Raw genomic sequence first — 15,668 nt, forward strand, 5'->3', positions numbered from 1 at the left:
TTAGATCGTGGGCTACGCCTGAACCGGCGAGACGAGTGAGCGCAGCACGTACTGGAGGATTCCACCGTTGCGGTAGTAGTCCGCTTCACCCGGAGTGTCGATGCGTACGACCGCGTCGAACTCGATGGTCTGCTTTCCGGCCGGCGAGTGCTCGCTCGGTTCGGCGACGACGCGCACCGTGCGCGGCGTGACACCCTCGTTCAGTTGCTCGATTCCCGTGATCGTCACGATCTCGGTTCCGTCGAGACCCAGGCTCGACCAGCTCTCGCCAGCCGGGAACTGCAGCGGCACGACGCCCATTCCGATGAGGTTCGAGCGGTGGATGCGTTCGAAGCTCTCGGTGATGACGGCCTTGACGCCGAGAAGGCTCGTGCCCTTGGCGGCCCAGTCGCGCGACGACCCCGAGCCGTATTCCTTACCGCCGAAGATGACGAGGGGCGTGCCCTGCTCCTGGTAGTTGGCCGATGCGTCGTAGATGAACGACTGCGGAGCGTCCGGCTTCGTGAAGTCGCGCGTGTACCCACCCTCAACACCGTCGAGAAGCTGGTTCTTGAGCCGGATGTTCGCGAAGGTGCCGCGGATCATGACCTCGTGGTTGCCGCGACGAGAGCCGTAGGAGTTGTAGTCCTTGCGGTCGACACCGTGGGCATCGAGGTAGTGCCCGGCGGGGCTGTCGGCCTTGATGTTTCCGGCGGGGCTGATGTGGTCGGTCGTGACCGAGTCACCGAGTTTCGCGAGGACGCGGGCTCCCGCGATGTCGCTCACGGGAGTCGTCTCGAGCGTCATTCCCTCGAAGTACGGGGGTTTGCGCACGTAGGTCGACTCGGAGTCCCACTCGAACGTCGGGCCGGTCGGCGTCGGAAGCGAACGCCAGCGCTCGTCGCCGTCGAAGACCCCCGCGTACTCGTGGGTGAACATCTCCGTGTCGATCGACGAGTCGATCGTCGACTGCACTTCGGCCGCGTCGGGCCAGATGTCGGCGAGGAACACGTCACGGCCGTCGGAGTCGGTGCCGAGGGCATCCTTCTCGAAGTCGAAGTTCATCGATCCCGCGAGGGCGTAGGCGATGACGAGCGGAGGGCTCGCGAGGTAGTTCATCTTGACGTCGGGGTTGATACGACCCTCGAAGTTGCGGTTTCCCGAGAGGACCGCAGTGACCGCGAGGTCGTTGTCGTTGACCGCGGTGGAGATCTCGTCGAGAAGGGGACCGGAGTTGCCGATGCACGTCGTGCAGCCGTAGCCCACGGTGTAGAAACCGAGGTCTTCGAGGTAGGTCGTGAGGCCGGCCTTCTCGTAGTAGTCGGTGACGACCTTCGAGCCCGGGGCGAGCGTGGTCTTGACCCACGGCTTGGCCTTGAGGCCCTTCTGGCTCGCGTTGCGAGCGAGCAGACCTGCGGCGAGCATGACCGAGGGGTTCGAGGTGTTCGTGCACGAGGTGATCGCCGCGATCGCCACGGCTCCGTGATCGAGCGTGAAGTCGTTGCCGTTCTCGAGCGTCACCTTCGTCGGCTTCGAGGCGTGCGACGGCGCGTTGCTCGCATACGACGGAGCGTCGGCGTGGGCGCTCTCCTCGTCTTGCGGGGTCAGACCGATCGGATCGGACGCCGGGAAGGTTCCCTCGACGGCCTCGTCGACCTTCGAGTGACCGGTCGCGTAGGCGCCGAGGTCGATCTCGAACTGATCTTTCGCGCGGCTGAGCTCGACGCGGTCCTGCGGGCGCTTGGGTCCGGCGATCGAGGGGACGACGGTCGCGAGATCGAGCTCGATGTACTCGCTGTAGGTCGCCTCAACGGAGGGGTCGTGCCAGAGCGACTGCACCTTGGAGTAGGCCTCGACGAGCTCGACCTGGGCCTCGCTGCGGCCGGTGAGGCGCAAGTAGTCGAGGGTTACGTCGTCGATCGGGAACATCGCCGCGGTCGACCCGAACTCGGGGCTCATGTTGCCGATGGTCGCGCGGTTCGCGAGCGGAACCGCCGCGACGCCCTCGCCGTAGAACTCGACGAACTTGCCGACGACTCCGTGCTCGCGCAACATCTGCGTGATGGTGAGCACGACGTCGGTCGCCGTGACGCCGGTCGGGATGGCGCCCGAGAGCTTGAAACCGACGACCTTGGGGATGAGCATCGAGACGGGCTGGCCGAGCATCGCCGCTTCGGCTTCGATTCCGCCGACGCCCCAGCCGAGAACACCGAGGCCGTTGACCATCGTCGTGTGGGAGTCGGTGCCGACGCACGTGTCGGGGTAGGCCTGCAGAGCGCCGCCGACCTCGCGCGTGTAGGTCACGCGCGCGAGGTACTCGATGTTGACCTGGTGCACGATGCCGGTTCCCGGGGGCACGACCTTGAAGTCGTCGAACGCCGTCTGGCCCCAGCGGAGGAACTGGTATCGCTCGCCGTTGCGCTCGTACTCGATCTCGACGTTGCGCTCGAGAGCGTTCTCGCTGCCGAAGAGGTCGGCGATGACCGAGTGGTCGATCACGAGCTCGGCGGGCGCGAGGGGGTTGATCTTCGTCGGGTCGCCTCCCAGTTCGGAGACGGCTTCGCGCATGGTCGCGAGGTCAACGATGCACGGCACCCCCGTGAAGTCCTGCATGACGACGCGAGCGGGGGTGAACTGGATCTCGGTGTCGGGCTCGGCCGTCGGCTGCCACGCGCCCAGAGCCTCGATCTGCGATCTCGTGACGTTCGCGCCGTCCTCGGTGCGGAGGAGGTTCTCGAGCAGCACCTTGAGGCTGAACGGGAGCTTGTCGAAACCGGGAACGGTGTCGAGCCGGAAGATCTCGTAGTCGGTCTCCCCGACGGTGAGGGTGTCTTTCGAACCGAAGCTATTGACTGCAGACATGACGTCGTCTCCCTTGCTGGCGTGAGCCAATCCTGACCGCCGTGTCAGGTCGAAACCAGCAAGGCAAGCCTAAGTGTGCGCGCCCCTCGAACGGGAGGTCGGTCGCGCTATTTATCTTGATGTCGAGATAAATAGTACACGCGGCTCACTCCGCGGGCGTTACCACTCCGCGTCGGTAGACGGCCCTCACGAGCAGCCAGGTGATCCAGAGGAGCACGGCGTAGGTGGGCACACCGAGGATGAGCTTGACGGTCGCGAGCAACTCGACCTCCCCCGCGAGATACAGCGGGAGCTGGGCGCCGAGACGCACGGCGAAGAGACCGGCCCACAGCACTGTCGTGAGAGTGAGCACTCGGCGTTTCGCCCGGTCTTTGCGCCACTCGAGCCCCTCGTTCGCGAGAATCCCCACGACGAGCCCGATGAACGGATACCTCACGATGATGCTGATGAGGATCGCGGTGAGCGAGACCGCGTTGATGATGAGCCCCGGCAGGAAGTTGTCTTCGGGTCGGCCGGTGCTGAGCGCGACGACAGCCGAGATCGCCACCCCGGCGACGCCCGCGAGAGCTCCCGTCACCGGGGTCTTCGTCAGGAGTCTCGCGAGCACGAAGACGACCGCGACGACGACCGGAATCGTCACGGAGAGCACGAGCTCGCCCGTGAGCGTGTAGAGAACGAGGAAGGCGAGCGGCGGGAGAATCGTCTCGGCGAGACCGCGCACGCCGCCGACGGCGCTCAGGAGAGACGACGCCGTCGGGATCTCGCCCGGCGCCACCTGGCCGATGCCGGCGTTCCGCGCCGCGGCGCCGAACAGGGCCCCGAAAGACGGATCGGACGCCGTCGCGCCATCTGTGGTCGTCGCGGGCTGGGTCTCGTCGGCGGGGTTCGAGGCCCCCCGTTCGTGAGCGGTCACGCGTCGGGGGTGGTCGGGGCCTGCTGGCCCGACGCCGTCTTCGGCATCTGGAGCGGGATGAGGTCACGCGGGGGCATGGGGGTCGTGCCACGAACCACGACGATGCTGCGGAAGAGGTCTTCGATCTCTTCGGCGGCGCGCGGATCGGAGAGGGCTTTGCCGGCGATGACGCCGCGCAGGAACCACCGGGGACCGTCGACCCCGACGAATCGGGCGAGTCGTGTCGACCCGTCGCCTCCCGACGCGACGGCGGGGATCTCGGCGAGGAGTTCGGGGCCGAAGGCGCCGACGGTGAGCTTGGTCTTGCCGCCCTGTTTGAGGATCTGATCCGAGATCTGCTGGCGGATCTCATGCCACAGACCCGTCGACCGGGGAGCAGCGAACGGCTGCAACTGGAGCGTCGACTCCGCGATGTCGAGCGCGACCGCGACGACGCGCTTGCTGCCCTCTTCGACCTCGAGCCTCAAGTGCAGACCCTCACGGGGCAGCACCTTGATGCCGCCGAGGTCGACATACGGCCTCACGGCGTTGGCTTCGCTCTCATCGAAGGGTCCGACGATCTCCCGATCGATCGGGGCGGACTTCGACTGATCGAGTTCTGCTGGCTCGTCGCTCTCGACTGCTTCGACCTCGGTGTTGTCGCTCACGCGTTCTCTCCTGGTTCGTTGCTGCGGTATCCGGTCGATCCGAACCCGCTGTCGCCTCTCGCGCTCCCCGGAAGTATCGCGACGGGAACGAAACGAGCTCTCATGACCGGCATCACGACGAGTTGCGCGATCCGATCACCGACTGCGACAGAATACGGCACCGACTCGTCGGTGTTGAGAAGCGTCACGCGGATCTCGCCCCGGTAACCGGCATCCACCGTGCCGGGACTGTTGACGATCGTGATCCCGTGACGAGCGGCGAGTCCGCTGCGCGGCACGACGAAACCGACGAAACCGTCGGGAAGAGCGATCGCGACCCCCGTGCCGAGCGTGACGCGCCCGCCTGCCGGGATGACTGCCGCCTCGACGGAGCGGAGGTCCGCTCCCGCGTCACCCGGATGCGAATACGCCGGGGTGGTGTCGCTCGCCTCGTCACCGTCGGCCGCGAGCAGGAGGACATCGACGAATTCGGGCACGTGACGAGGGTAGTGCAGTTGGTCTGATGCAATAGGGGGATGGAACACTATCGCGAGCGCATGTGGCCGTCGCCCTGGATCTTCATCTCCCTGGGGCTCGTGGTCCCCGCGAGCCTCCTCGTCTTCCTGCCGATCAGCATCCTGACGGGCATCGTCACCGCCATCGTGCTCTACGGGGCGACGGTCGGAAGCCTCGTGGCCACGTCCCCCGTCATCACGGTGCGGGACGGCAGACTCACTGCGGGCAAAGCCACCCTCCCCCTCGAATACGTCGGCGAGGCGACGGCGTTCGAGGGCGCCGAGGCGACACTCGAACGAGGGCGCCGCCTCGATGCTCGAGCCTGGCTCGTCATCCGCGGGTGGATCAACCCCGTGGTCAAGATCGTCGTGACCGACGAAACCGATCCGACGCCCTACTGGCTCGTGTCGTCGAGGCGACCGGACGACTTGATCGCCGCACTCGGATCAGCGGGTGCGCGAGCGATCTGAGTGCGTATCCGCGAGGACGACGCACTGCGGGTGCAGAGCGCTGAGGCCGAAGCGAATCAGGCCGCGCACTCCATGCAGATGGCGCCGAGCTTCTCCTGGTGGTCGAGCTGCGAGCGGTGCTTGACGAGGAAGCAGCTCACGCACGTGAACTCGTCCGCCTGGGGCGGGAGAACGACGACGTCGAGGTCGAGGTCGGAGAGGTCCGCGCCGGGCAACTCGAAACCGCCGGGGTTGTCGGAGTCGTCGACATCCACGACTCCCGACATCTTGTCCGGAACGCGCTCCTTCAGGGCCTCGATCGACTCGGAGTCGTCGTCGGTCTTGCGGGGGGCGTCGTAGTCGGTTGCCATGCCATTTCCAGTCTGTTGAGCCGTGTCCGGTGCGGATGGGCGGCCACAGTTTGCAACATTAGATTCCGAATTGCAAACCATCGGGGAAGCCGCTCCCACGTGCTTCCCGGTCAACTTGCGGCACGCCCGGTCTATTCCCCGAATACGGCCTCGCGGCGTGACATTCTTGCCCTGATTCGACACAGTCGGGAAGGCCACTCGCATGCAAGACCTCACAGTCATCGGTAATGAAAACGGCGCACTGCTCGTCTCCGCTCCCGACGGGACCCGGTTCCGGATCGCGATCGACGAGACGCTCCACTCGACCCTCCGCGGAGCGCAGTCCAGTTCGGCGAGCGACCGCCGGATCGCCCCGAGGGAGATCCAGACGCACATCCGGTCCGGGATGTCCGCCGAAGAGGTCGCGACCATCACCGGGACATCGGTCGACTACATCCGCAAGTTCGAGGGTCCCGTGCTCGCCGAGCGCGAGTTCATCGTCGAATCCGCCCTCAACGTGCCGGTGCGCACGGCCATCGACATCGACCCCTCGGCCGCGAGTTCGACCTTCGGATCGGTCATCCGCGACCGTCTCGCCGACCTCGGTGCCTCCGGTGAGCGGTGGGCGAGCTGGAAAGAGGTCGGCGGCGGATGGATCGTCAAGCTCGAATTCACCGCCGACGAGATCGGGCACGACGCCCGCTGGACGTTCGAGCCGCGTAAGTCCGCCCTCTCCCCGCTCAACACCGAGGCGAACACCCTCTCTCAGCAGGGCGAGATGCCGGGCGGGCTCATCCCCCGCTTGCGCGCGGTCAGCGGCGACGAGCGCGCGGCCGACTCCTCGCGCTTCGACAGCGGAGCATTCGACGTCGGGCCCGTGCGTACGAGTGAGCGGGAGAGCTCCTCCCCCGAAAGCGCGAACACTGAATCGCACGGCGTCGCTCGCGCGTCGCTCTCGTCACCCGAGGTCTCGGCCGCGGCGATCAATCGTGCGCCTGCCGAGCAGGTCGCATCGAACCAGACCGCCGACCTCCTCGACGCTCTGCGACGTCGTCGCGGAGAGCGTGAGAGCGCCGCGGCGTGGGAAGACGGTGAACGCGACGAAGAGACGTCGCGTCGCGCGCATCCGTCTACCGGGAGCATCCGCCTCGTCGACGTGCCGCTCGACACGTTCGACGACCTCGAGTCCGAGCCCGTCGACACCGCGCAGCAGCCAGCTCCGGTCAAGCAGAACGCCCGCAAGGGTCGTGCCTCGATGCCGAGCTGGGACGAGATCGTCTTCGGAGCGCGCAGCGACGACGACCCGGCCTGATCGGATCGGGGCGGCAATGCCGCCGCGCGCGGCGAGTCGCGCCGGCGAGTGTGCCGCTCGCTCAGGCTGCAGCGAACGCGCCGAAGCGCAGCAGCGGGATCGCGGTCTCGTCGCGACTGAGTGAACCGTGCTGGCCGATCATCCCGCGGGCGCTCTGATTCTTCGGGCGCGAGTCGTAATAGGCCACGTTCTTGCGGGCGGCGACGATGAGGTCGCCGATGCGCGGCAGAACCTCGGGATCGACGCGGGCACCGAACCATCCCGCGGCAACCGCTTCGTCGCGCGTGAGAACCCACGATCGGGCGGACTCGTGCTCTCGCCAGGCCGCGATCGTGCGCTCCCGCTCGGCGTCCGACGCCTCGGGGTCGAAGTGCAATTGCAGGCACCTCGGTTCCCCCGCCACCCAGCGGATGGCGTCGACGAGCTCGGAGCTCTCGTCGAAGAGGATGTGCGCGTGCTCGGGGGTGTCGATGACACCGTGGTCGGCCGTGACGAGCATCCCCGTCTGCCGACCGAGGCGCGAATCGGCATCCCGGACGGCCGCGTCGATGCGCTCGAGCGTGGCGATCCACGCGTCGGATGCGGAGCCGCGCGCGTGGCCGACGGCATCGAGTTCCGCAATGTAGAGGTAGACCACGGAGCGTTCGACCGCGGCGGAGATCGCGAGCGCCTCGTCGAAACGGTCTTCGATGGATGCCCCGGACCGATAGTCCGCTCCACGCAGAACCGCTCGCGTGAAGCCGGAGCTGCGGAACTTCTCGGGGGCGACGACGAACGCCGAGGCGTCGAACTCGCTCGCTCGCTCGAACATGGTCGGTGAGCGTTGCCAGGTCGCCGGATCGAGGTCGGCGTCCCATCCGGTCAGTTGGTTGACGACCCTGTCGTTGTCGGAGTCGAGCACCGAGTATCCGACGAGTCCGTGCTCCCCGGGCGCCGTTCCCGTGGTGAGTGTCGCGAGCGACGAGGCCGTCGTCGTCGGAAAGCCCGCGCTCATCGTCGAGGCTTTCGAGAGGCGCTCGGAGAGGGTTCGCGCGTGGCCGGCGCGCTCGGCGAGAGGTACGGCACCGAGACCGTCGACGAGCACGACGATCGCCGAGTCGACCGGAGCGAGACCGAGGGTGTTCGACGAGGCGGCGACCGCACCGAAGCAACTCGGAAACACGTCGGCCAGGCTCGGCCGATCCGATTTGGTGGCCGGTAACATGGTCGCAATCCTATGACTACACCTACTGACACCGCGCCCGAAAACGAGCCGACGGAGCGCATCGAAGACGTCGATGTCTCCGATGAGATGCAGGGCTCCTTCCTCGAGTACGCCTACTCGGTGATCTACTCCCGGGCGCTCCCCGACGCGCGCGACGGCCTCAAGCCCGTGCAGCGCCGCATCCTCTACCAGATGACCGAGATGGGGCTGAGGTCGGACCGCGGTCACGTCAAGTCGGCGCGAGTCGTGGGCGAGGTCATGGGCAAGCTGCATCCTCACGGGGACGCGTCGATCTACGACGCGATGGTTCGGCTGACCCAGTCGTTCATCATGCGCGTGCCCCTCATCGACGGCCACGGAAACTTCGGCTCGCTCGACGACGGTCCCGCCGCCGCCCGCTACACGGAGGCGCGACTCGAGGCGGCAGCGCTCGCGATGACCGAGGATCTCGACGAGGACGTCGTCGACTTCATCCCCAACTACGACAGCCAGCTCATGCAGCCCGAGGTGTTACCCGCGGCGTTCCCGAACCTCCTCGTCAACGGGGCGAGCGGAATCGCCGTGGGAATGGCGACGAACATGGCGCCGCACAACCTCATCGAGGTTGTCGGCGCCGCGCGCCACCTGCTCGAGAACCCTCGGGCGACTCTCGAGGAGATCATGGCTTTCGTTCCCGGCCCAGACCTCCCGACGGGCGGGACGATCAGCGGGCTCGCGGGCATCAAGGACGCGTATGCGACGGGTCGCGGGGCGTTCAAGACGCGAGCCAAATCGTCGATCGAGAGCATCTCGCCGCGCAAGATGGGGATCGTCGTCACCGAGCTCCCCTATCTCGTCGGCCCGGAGCGCGTGATCGAGAAGATCAAAGACGGGGTGACGTCGAAGAAGCTCAGCGGCATCTCCGACGTCATCGACCTCACCGACCGCAAACACGGCCTCCGCCTCATCATCGGGATCAAGACCGGTTTCAGCCCCGATGCCGTGCTCCAGCAGCTCTACCGCTTCACGCCGCTCGAAGACAGCTTCAACATCAACAACGTCGCGCTCGTCGACGGTGGGCCGAGAACGCTCGGACTCGTCGAGCTCCTGCAGGTCTACGTCGAACACCGATTGTCGGTCGTCACCCGTCGCAGCCGGTTCCGGCTCGCGCGTCGGCGGGAACGGCTGCACCTCGTCGAGGGTCTCCTCGTGGCGATCCTCGACATCGACGAGGTCATCCAAGTGGTGCGCACGAGCGACGACAGCGACGAGGCGCGCGGGCGCCTCATGGACGTGTTCGACCTCAGCACGGTTCAGGCCGAATACATCCTCGAGTTGCGACTCCGCCGCCTCACGAAGTTCAGCCGCATCGAGCTCGAGGGCGAGCGTGATCGACTGCGAGAGGAGATCGCCGAGCTCGAGGCGATCCTCGCCGACCCGGCGAGGGTGCGGCAGGTCGTCTCCGACGAACTCGAGGAGGTCGCCGAGAAGTTCGGAACCCCGCGTCGCACGCTCCTGACCGAGGCGGCGCCGTCGATCGCGACGACGAGCAGCCGCAAGAACGCGCCCGTCCTCGAGATCGCCGACACTCCGTGCCGCGTCTACCTGTCGACGACGGGGCGTGCCGTGCGGGTCGACACCCCGGACGGTGCCGACACGGTTCCGCCGCCGCGTCGGCGCTCGAAGCACGATTCGATCCGCTCGGTCGTTCTCACCACGAGCCGGTCGGAGATCGGTGTCATCACCAACCGGGGCCGCCTGTTGCGCGTCACTCCCGTGGACCTCCCCAACGTGCCCGAGAATTCCGTGCAGCTCGGTGCCGGTGCCAAGATCCGCGACTACGTCGGGCTCACCGACAAGACCGAGCGCGTCGTCGCCCTCGTCTCCCTCGACGACGACGCCCCCGTCGCCCTCGGAACACGGTCGGGCACCGTCAAGAGGTTCGTGCCCACGACGCTCTCTAACCGCCCCGAGATCGAGGTCATCGCGCTCAAGCCCGGCGACGAAGTCGTCGGTGCCTCCCCCGCTCCCGACGACCACCAGCTCGTCTTCGTCACGGACGCCGCACAGCTGCTGCGCTTTCCCGCGGCCCTCGTGCGCCCGCAGGGGGCGTCGGCGGGCGGAATGGCGGGAATGAGCATCCCGTCGACGGCGAGTGCGATCTTCTTCGGCGCCGTCGACCCGGCGGCGGATGTCGTCGTGGCCACGGTGTCGCGCACGGCCGACACCATCGCGGGAACCGACCCCGGTCGCGCCAAGGTCTCCGCTCTCGACGAGTTTCCGGCCAAGGGCAGGGCGACAGGCGGGGTGCGAGCCCACTCGTTCCTCCGCGGTGAGACGGGTCTCGTCGTCGCGTGGGCTGGGCCGGCACCCGCACTCGCGAGTGCGGCCGACGGGGGCGTTCGCGCCCTCCCCGCGACGGGAGCGAAGCGCGACGCCTCGGGAACGCCGCTCGACGGTGTCGTCGACCTCATCGGATCGGCCATCTCCGACTGAGCGGCCGACCCGACCTCCGGTCGTGAGCTAGATCGGCGGCAGCGCGGGCAGACTCGAGTCGCCCGCGGCCGCTCGCAAGTAGGGCTCGACGAACACCCTGTCGTCACCCTGCTCGGGTCGCCACCAGCGGGCGGCGATGACCGAGTCGTGCACGAGCGGAACGGTCGTGGTCGATTCGGGCGAACTGACCCACGCGAGGGCCGTCGATTCGGCGACGCGGTATCCGAGCGAGGCCATGTGCTCCACGAGGTCGCGTGCCGACGCGGCGAGGGTTTCGGCCGCGCGATCGAGCGCGTTCTCCTGCCGCGTCCGGGCGATGCGGGTCGGGATGACGACGACGAGCGCGAAGAGTACGGCGATCGAGACGACCCCGAGAGCGATGAGAACGAGGATGTCTGCACCGCCACCTGTGATCGCCGCGGCCACCACGGCGGCGATCGCGACCACCGCGAGCACGAGGAACGCTCCGAAAGCGCGGGCACCGGCCCGACGCGGCGAGGGGACATCGTCGGCGGCACGCCGCACGGCCGTGATGTCGAAAGCCGCGGGCGGGAGGTGGCGGGGCGCGTCAGACATCGATGCGCTCGCGGCTCAGTCCGGCTCCGTCGATGATGAACTCCTTGCGGGGGGCGACGTCGTTGCCCATGAGCAACTCGAAGACGTTGGCCGACATCTCGGCGTCGGCGACGTTCACGCGGCGCAGCGTGCGGCCGCGACGGTCCATCGTCGTGTTCGCGAGTTGGTCGGCATCCATCTCGCCGAGGCCCTTGTACCGCTGGATGGGGTCCTGATAGCGCTTGTTCGACTTCTTCAATCGGGCGAGCACGGCCCCGAGCTCGGCCTCGGAGTAGGTGTAGATGGTCTCGTTGGGCTTGGAGCCGGGGTTCATGACGACGACGCGATGCAACGGAGGCACCGCGGCATACACGCGCCCCTCCCTGATGATCTCGGGCATGTAGCGGAAGAAGAGGGTGAGCAGCAGGGTGCGGATATGAGCACCGTCGACATCCGCGTCGCTCATGATGATGATCTTGCCGTAGCGCGCGGCCGAGAGATCGAAGCTCCGGCCGGAGCCGGCACCGATGACCTGGATGATCGACGCGCACTCCGCATTCGAGAGCATGTCGGAGACCGACGCCTTCTGCACGTTCAGGATCTTGCCTCGAATGGGAAGCAGAGCTTGATACTCGCTGTCTCGCGCGAGCTTGGCTGTTCCGAGCGCCGAGTCTCCCTCGACGATGAAGAGCTCGCTGTTGGCGACGTCGTTCGAGCGGCAGTCGACGAGTTTCGCGGGGAGCGAGGAGCTCTCGAGAGCGTTCTTGCGTCGCTGCGTCTCCTTGTGCGCTCGAGCACTGATGCGGGACTTCATCTCGGCGACGATCTTGTCGAGCACGAGAGCCGTCTGAGCCTTGTCATCGCGCTTCGATGAGGAGAATCTCTCGGCGAGGGCCTTCTGCACGACGGAGGCGACGATCGCCCTCACCCCGGGGGTGCCGAGGATCTCCTTGGTCTGACCCTCGAACTGCGGCTCGGGCACACGCACGGTCAAGACCGCGGTGAGGCCCGCGAGGATGTCGTCTTTCTCGATCTTGTCGTTGCCGGCTTTGAGGCGTCGTGCGTTGGCTTCCACCTGGGCGCGCATGAACTTCATGAGCCCGGCCTCGAATCCGGCCTGGTGCGTTCCCCCCTTCGGTGTCGCGATGATGTTGACGAACGACTTGAAGGCCGTCTCGTAGCCCGTCCCCCACCGCAGGGCGATGTCGACGACGCACTCGCGCTCGAGCTCGGTCGCGACCATCGCCCCCGTCGGCTGCAGCACGGGCACCGTCTCGGTGAAGGTCCCCTGCCCCTGGATCCGCCACGTGTCGGTGACCGGCGCATCCGTCGACAGGTGGGCGACGAACTCGGAGATCCCGCCGTCGAAGCGGAAGGACTCGTGGGTGGGCTCGGCGCCGCGCTCATCGACGATGTCGATCCCGAGTCCGGGAACGAGGAACGCCGTCTGGCGTGCCCGGGCGAGAAGCTCGTCGGTCTGGAACGCGGACCCCCTGGTGAAGATCTGCCTGTCGGCCCAGTAGCGGATGCGGGTGCCCGTGACGCCCTTCGCGACCTTGCCGACGACGGTGAGCTCGCTGCCCGACACGAAGGGCGTGAACGGTGCGTCGGGCGTCTTCTCGCCGTCGTCGGCGAAGGTTCCCGGTTCGCCGCGGTGGAAGGACATCGCCCAGGTCTTGCCGCCGCGGTCGACCTCGACATCGAGTCGCTCGGAGAGGGCGTTCACGACCGATGCGCCGACACCGTGCAGGCCACCGGATGCGGCATACGATCCGCTCCCGAACTTCCCGCCCGCGTGCAGTTTGGTGAACACGACCTCGACACCGCTCAAACCGGTCTTGGGCTCGATGTCGACGGGGATACCGCGAGCGGTGTCACGCACTTCGACGCTGTCGTCGGCGTGGAGGATCACGCTGATGGACGATCCGTGCCCCCCGAGGGCCTCGTCGACCGAGTTGTCGATGATCTCCCACAGGCAGTGCATGAGACCGCGGGAGTCGGTCGAGCCGACGTACATCCCGGGACGCTTGCGCACCGCTTCGAGCCCCTCGAGCACCGACAGGTGTCGTGCGGAATAGGCGGATTCGGCCACGGGTTCTCCTCGACGTCAAACGGGGTCGCCCACTCCCCGCTGCGAGGGGAGGCTTCATGCGACCGCGTTCAACACTAACGAGCACGACAGGCCGCCCCGGCCATCGACACCCCTCCGCAGAAGCGCTTCCGTACGCGCCTAGCGAAACAGGCGCCGAATGAGCGTGCGAACAGGTTGAGCGTGTTTGACTAGTGCCGCACCACCTTCGCTTCGAGTTTGGAGGAACCCGAATGTCCCAGAGCACACCGAATTCCACGGTCGAACTCGAACAGCGTCACGAACTCTCCGCTGCCGACCGCTGCGACAGCTGCGGCGCGCAAGCGTACATCCGCGTCACCATGGCGACGGGTCAGTTGTTCTTCTGCGCGCACCACGGCACGAAGTTCAAAGACAAGCTGTCGGCGAGCGCCCTCGAGTGGCACGACGAGTCCGACAAGCTCACCGCCGACGCCTGACACCCGTCCGGTCCGTCGCGCGAGACTCCGGTCTCGACACGATGTGACGCCCGCGTCCGCTGCACACCGGTGCCGCGGGGCGGGCGTTTCGTCGTTCCGGGGCTGTCGTCGATTCAGGCTCGTCGGTAGTGGCGCTCGAGGTCGGGGCTCAACCGCACGACGATCTCTTCTCCGATGGTGCCCATCGCGTCAGCCCACTCCTGGAGCGTCGGTGCGCCGTCCGACGCAGACCCGAAGAGCACCGCGTCGTCGCCGACACGCACGTCGGAGCCCGTGACGTCGACGTCGACCTCGGTCGCCCGCACGGGGCCGATGAGGCGGTGGCGCGCCCCGGCGACCGAGACGTCCACGCGGTCGGCGGCGTCGCCGAGCACGCCGTCGACGAACCCCGCGGCGACCGTCGCGATCGACGCGGCCCCATGGTGGCGCACTCCGACGACCTCGCTCGTGAGCGTCATGACCGGGGTGAGCCCGAGGGACTGGGGAGTCACTCCCCCGCCCGGGGCGATGCCGTAGGTGAACGCCCCGACGCGCACGGCGTCGTAGCGCGAGTCGGTGCGCGCGAATCCGGCGGCACTCGCCGCGAGGTGGCGGACGCTCGGAGCCCCGCCGAGGTCGGAGACGACCTCGAGCGCGCGGTCGAAGTTGCGCATGGCGGCGGTGTCGTCGTCGTCGGAAGCCTCACCGATGTGCGTCCAGACCCCGACGAAGTCGACGAGTCCGAGGCTGTGGAGTTCGACCGCGCGCGCCACGACCGACGGCCAGTCGGCTTCGGACGCTCCGGACCGGTGCAGTCCAGTGTCGATCTTGAGGTGCACGCGTGCGGGCTGCGACGCGGCGGCCGCCGCGATGCGGTCGAGCTGGCGAACGTGCGAGATGCCGAGGTCGACACGGTTCTCGATGAGGTCGCCGAAGTCCTCGTCGTAGTCGAACAGCCATGTGAAGAGCCGCGTGTCGTCGAGAGCCGACATCGATCGCACGGTCAACGCGGAGGTGCGGTCGAGAACACCGAGCCACGGAACCCCGCTGCTCGCCGCCGCGGCCGCGACAGGGCCGAGACCGTGACCGTACGCGTTCGCCTTCACCATCATCATGAGGTCGGCGGGCGCGATCGTCGAAGTCGCGAGGGCGATGTTGCGCTCGAGAGCATCGAGGTCGATGGTGGCGACGGCGCTCACGACCACACCCGCTGCACTCGTGTTCCGATGCGCGACGTGACCTCGAGCGGTGACGCCCCGATGGATTCGGCCCACTCGTGGGCGGAAGCGTGTCCATGCCCGGCCTCCCCGAAGACGACAGCGCGGAGGGTACCCGCGGGGGGCCGGGACTCGAGCGGTTCCCCGAGGTCGAGCATGTGCGCATCCATGGCCACTCGACCCGCGATCAGTCGCACTCGCCCCTCGAGCCAGACACGCCCGACGTTGCTCGCCCCGCGGTGGATGCCGTCGGCGTACCCGAGCGGAACGAACGCGAGCGTCGTGTCGACGGGTGCCCGCCACGTGTACCCGTAGCTCACGCCCTCACCCGCCGCGACCGTCTTGTAGGCGAGCACCTGGGCCGTGCAACGCATCACGGCGTCCCCCCACCCGAGTCCGTAGACGCGCGAGGCGAGCTCTCGCGCCCGGTCATCGGCGATGCCCACGTCGGAATCGAGACCGGCCGCGGTGAGCCGCTCCCGTTCTCGCACGTCGCGCACCGCGACCCGCGCGCCCTCCTCGAGAGCGACACGGCCGATTCGGAGCGCGCCGTGACCGTAACCATCACCCGTGACGTCGACCGCGACATCCGCGTCATCGGAGACGAGCGCGCGGATGTTGCGACGGGCGGCACCGAGATCGATGCGGGCTTCTCGGGAGCTCACCGGCGACTCGAGTGCCACG

The 15,668-nt window shown here is 67.5% G+C and carries 14 protein-coding genes; 4 read left to right on the plus strand and 10 right to left on the minus strand.

Going from position 1 to position 15,668, the window contains the following annotated elements:
- Nucleotides 1-12 precede the first annotated feature (12 nt).
- The 4 genes from acnA to dut form a co-directional block, all read right to left on the minus strand.
- A complete protein-coding gene (acnA, locus tag ACLHG5_RS04715) occupies nucleotides 13-2,841 on the minus strand; it encodes an aconitate hydratase AcnA (protein ID WP_411317989.1) in 2,829 nt (942 codons plus the stop codon).
- Nucleotides 2,842-2,986: 145 nt separating this feature from the next.
- A complete protein-coding gene (locus ACLHG5_RS04720; protein WP_411315356.1) occupies nucleotides 2,987-3,754 on the minus strand; it encodes a DUF3159 domain-containing protein in 768 nt (255 codons plus the stop codon).
- Nucleotides 3,751-4,401, minus strand: a complete 651-nt coding sequence (locus ACLHG5_RS04725; protein WP_411315355.1) for a DUF3710 domain-containing protein — start codon at nucleotides 4,399-4,401, stop codon at nucleotides 3,751-3,753. The genes ACLHG5_RS04720 and ACLHG5_RS04725 overlap by 4 nt, the downstream gene beginning before the upstream one ends.
- Nucleotides 4,398-4,853 carry a dUTP diphosphatase gene (gene dut, locus ACLHG5_RS04730; RefSeq protein ID WP_411316303.1) on the minus strand — a complete coding sequence of 152 codons (456 nt, stop codon included), beginning with the start codon at nucleotides 4,851-4,853 and terminating at the stop codon, nucleotides 4,398-4,400. The genes ACLHG5_RS04725 and dut overlap by 4 nt, the downstream gene beginning before the upstream one ends.
- Before the next feature lie 63 nt (nucleotides 4,854-4,916).
- Between dut and ACLHG5_RS04735 the strand changes: the two genes are divergently transcribed.
- Nucleotides 4,917-5,366, plus strand: a complete 450-nt coding sequence (locus ACLHG5_RS04735; protein WP_411317990.1) for a DUF3093 domain-containing protein — start codon at nucleotides 4,917-4,919, stop codon at nucleotides 5,364-5,366.
- 56 nt (nucleotides 5,367-5,422) lie between these two features.
- On the opposite strand, the gene ACLHG5_RS04740 is transcribed toward ACLHG5_RS04735, so the two are convergent.
- A complete protein-coding gene (locus ACLHG5_RS04740) occupies nucleotides 5,423-5,716 on the minus strand; it encodes a DUF4193 domain-containing protein (protein WP_411315353.1) in 294 nt (97 codons plus the stop codon).
- 202 nt (nucleotides 5,717-5,918) lie between these two features.
- On the opposite strand from ACLHG5_RS04740, the gene sepH reads away from it, so the two are divergent.
- Nucleotides 5,919-7,007, plus strand: a complete 1,089-nt coding sequence (gene sepH, locus ACLHG5_RS04745; RefSeq protein WP_411315352.1) for a septation protein SepH — start codon at nucleotides 5,919-5,921, stop codon at nucleotides 7,005-7,007.
- A gap of 61 nt (nucleotides 7,008-7,068) precedes the next feature.
- On the opposite strand, the gene ACLHG5_RS04750 is transcribed toward sepH, so the two are convergent.
- The gene (locus ACLHG5_RS04750) at nucleotides 7,069-8,211 is read right to left on the minus strand and encodes an alkaline phosphatase family protein (RefSeq protein ID WP_411317991.1); all 1,143 of its coding nucleotides are present in this window, start codon (nucleotides 8,209-8,211) and stop codon (nucleotides 7,069-7,071) included.
- 12 nt (nucleotides 8,212-8,223) lie between these two features.
- Between ACLHG5_RS04750 and ACLHG5_RS04755 the strand changes: the two genes are divergently transcribed.
- The gene (locus ACLHG5_RS04755; RefSeq protein WP_411317992.1) at nucleotides 8,224-10,686 is read left to right on the plus strand and encodes a DNA topoisomerase (ATP-hydrolyzing) subunit A; all 2,463 of its coding nucleotides are present in this window, start codon (nucleotides 8,224-8,226) and stop codon (nucleotides 10,684-10,686) included.
- A gap of 27 nt (nucleotides 10,687-10,713) precedes the next feature.
- On the opposite strand, the gene ACLHG5_RS04760 is transcribed toward ACLHG5_RS04755, so the two are convergent.
- Nucleotides 10,714-11,262 carry a hypothetical protein gene (locus ACLHG5_RS04760; RefSeq protein ID WP_411317993.1) on the minus strand — a complete coding sequence of 183 codons (549 nt, stop codon included), beginning with the start codon at nucleotides 11,260-11,262 and terminating at the stop codon, nucleotides 10,714-10,716.
- On the minus strand, nucleotides 11,255-13,333 hold the full coding sequence (locus ACLHG5_RS04765; protein ID WP_411315348.1) for a type IIA DNA topoisomerase subunit B: 2,079 nt from the start codon (nucleotides 13,331-13,333) through the stop codon (nucleotides 11,255-11,257). The genes ACLHG5_RS04760 and ACLHG5_RS04765 overlap by 8 nt, the downstream gene beginning before the upstream one ends.
- Before the next feature lie 230 nt (nucleotides 13,334-13,563).
- Here ACLHG5_RS04765 and ACLHG5_RS04770 point away from each other — a divergent pair, with 230 nt between their 5' ends.
- The gene (locus ACLHG5_RS04770) at nucleotides 13,564-13,788 is read left to right on the plus strand and encodes a hypothetical protein (RefSeq protein ID WP_411315347.1); all 225 of its coding nucleotides are present in this window, start codon (nucleotides 13,564-13,566) and stop codon (nucleotides 13,786-13,788) included.
- Nucleotides 13,789-13,901: 113 nt separating this feature from the next.
- Here the strand turns inward: ACLHG5_RS04770 and alr are convergent, their stop codons facing one another.
- Nucleotides 13,902-14,966, minus strand: coding sequence for an alanine racemase (gene alr, locus ACLHG5_RS04775; RefSeq protein ID WP_411315346.1), 1,065 nt, complete (start codon nucleotides 14,964-14,966; stop codon nucleotides 13,902-13,904).
- A complete protein-coding gene (locus tag ACLHG5_RS04780) occupies nucleotides 14,963-15,667 on the minus strand; it encodes an alanine racemase C-terminal domain-containing protein (protein ID WP_411317994.1) in 705 nt (234 codons plus the stop codon). The genes alr and ACLHG5_RS04780 overlap by 4 nt, the downstream gene beginning before the upstream one ends.
- Nucleotide 15,668 lies beyond the last annotated feature (1 nt).

Origin of the sequence: Marisediminicola sp. LYQ85 (assembly GCF_046600695.1) — a bacterium.
Classification (GTDB): domain Bacteria; phylum Actinomycetota; class Actinomycetes; order Actinomycetales; family Microbacteriaceae; genus Marisediminicola.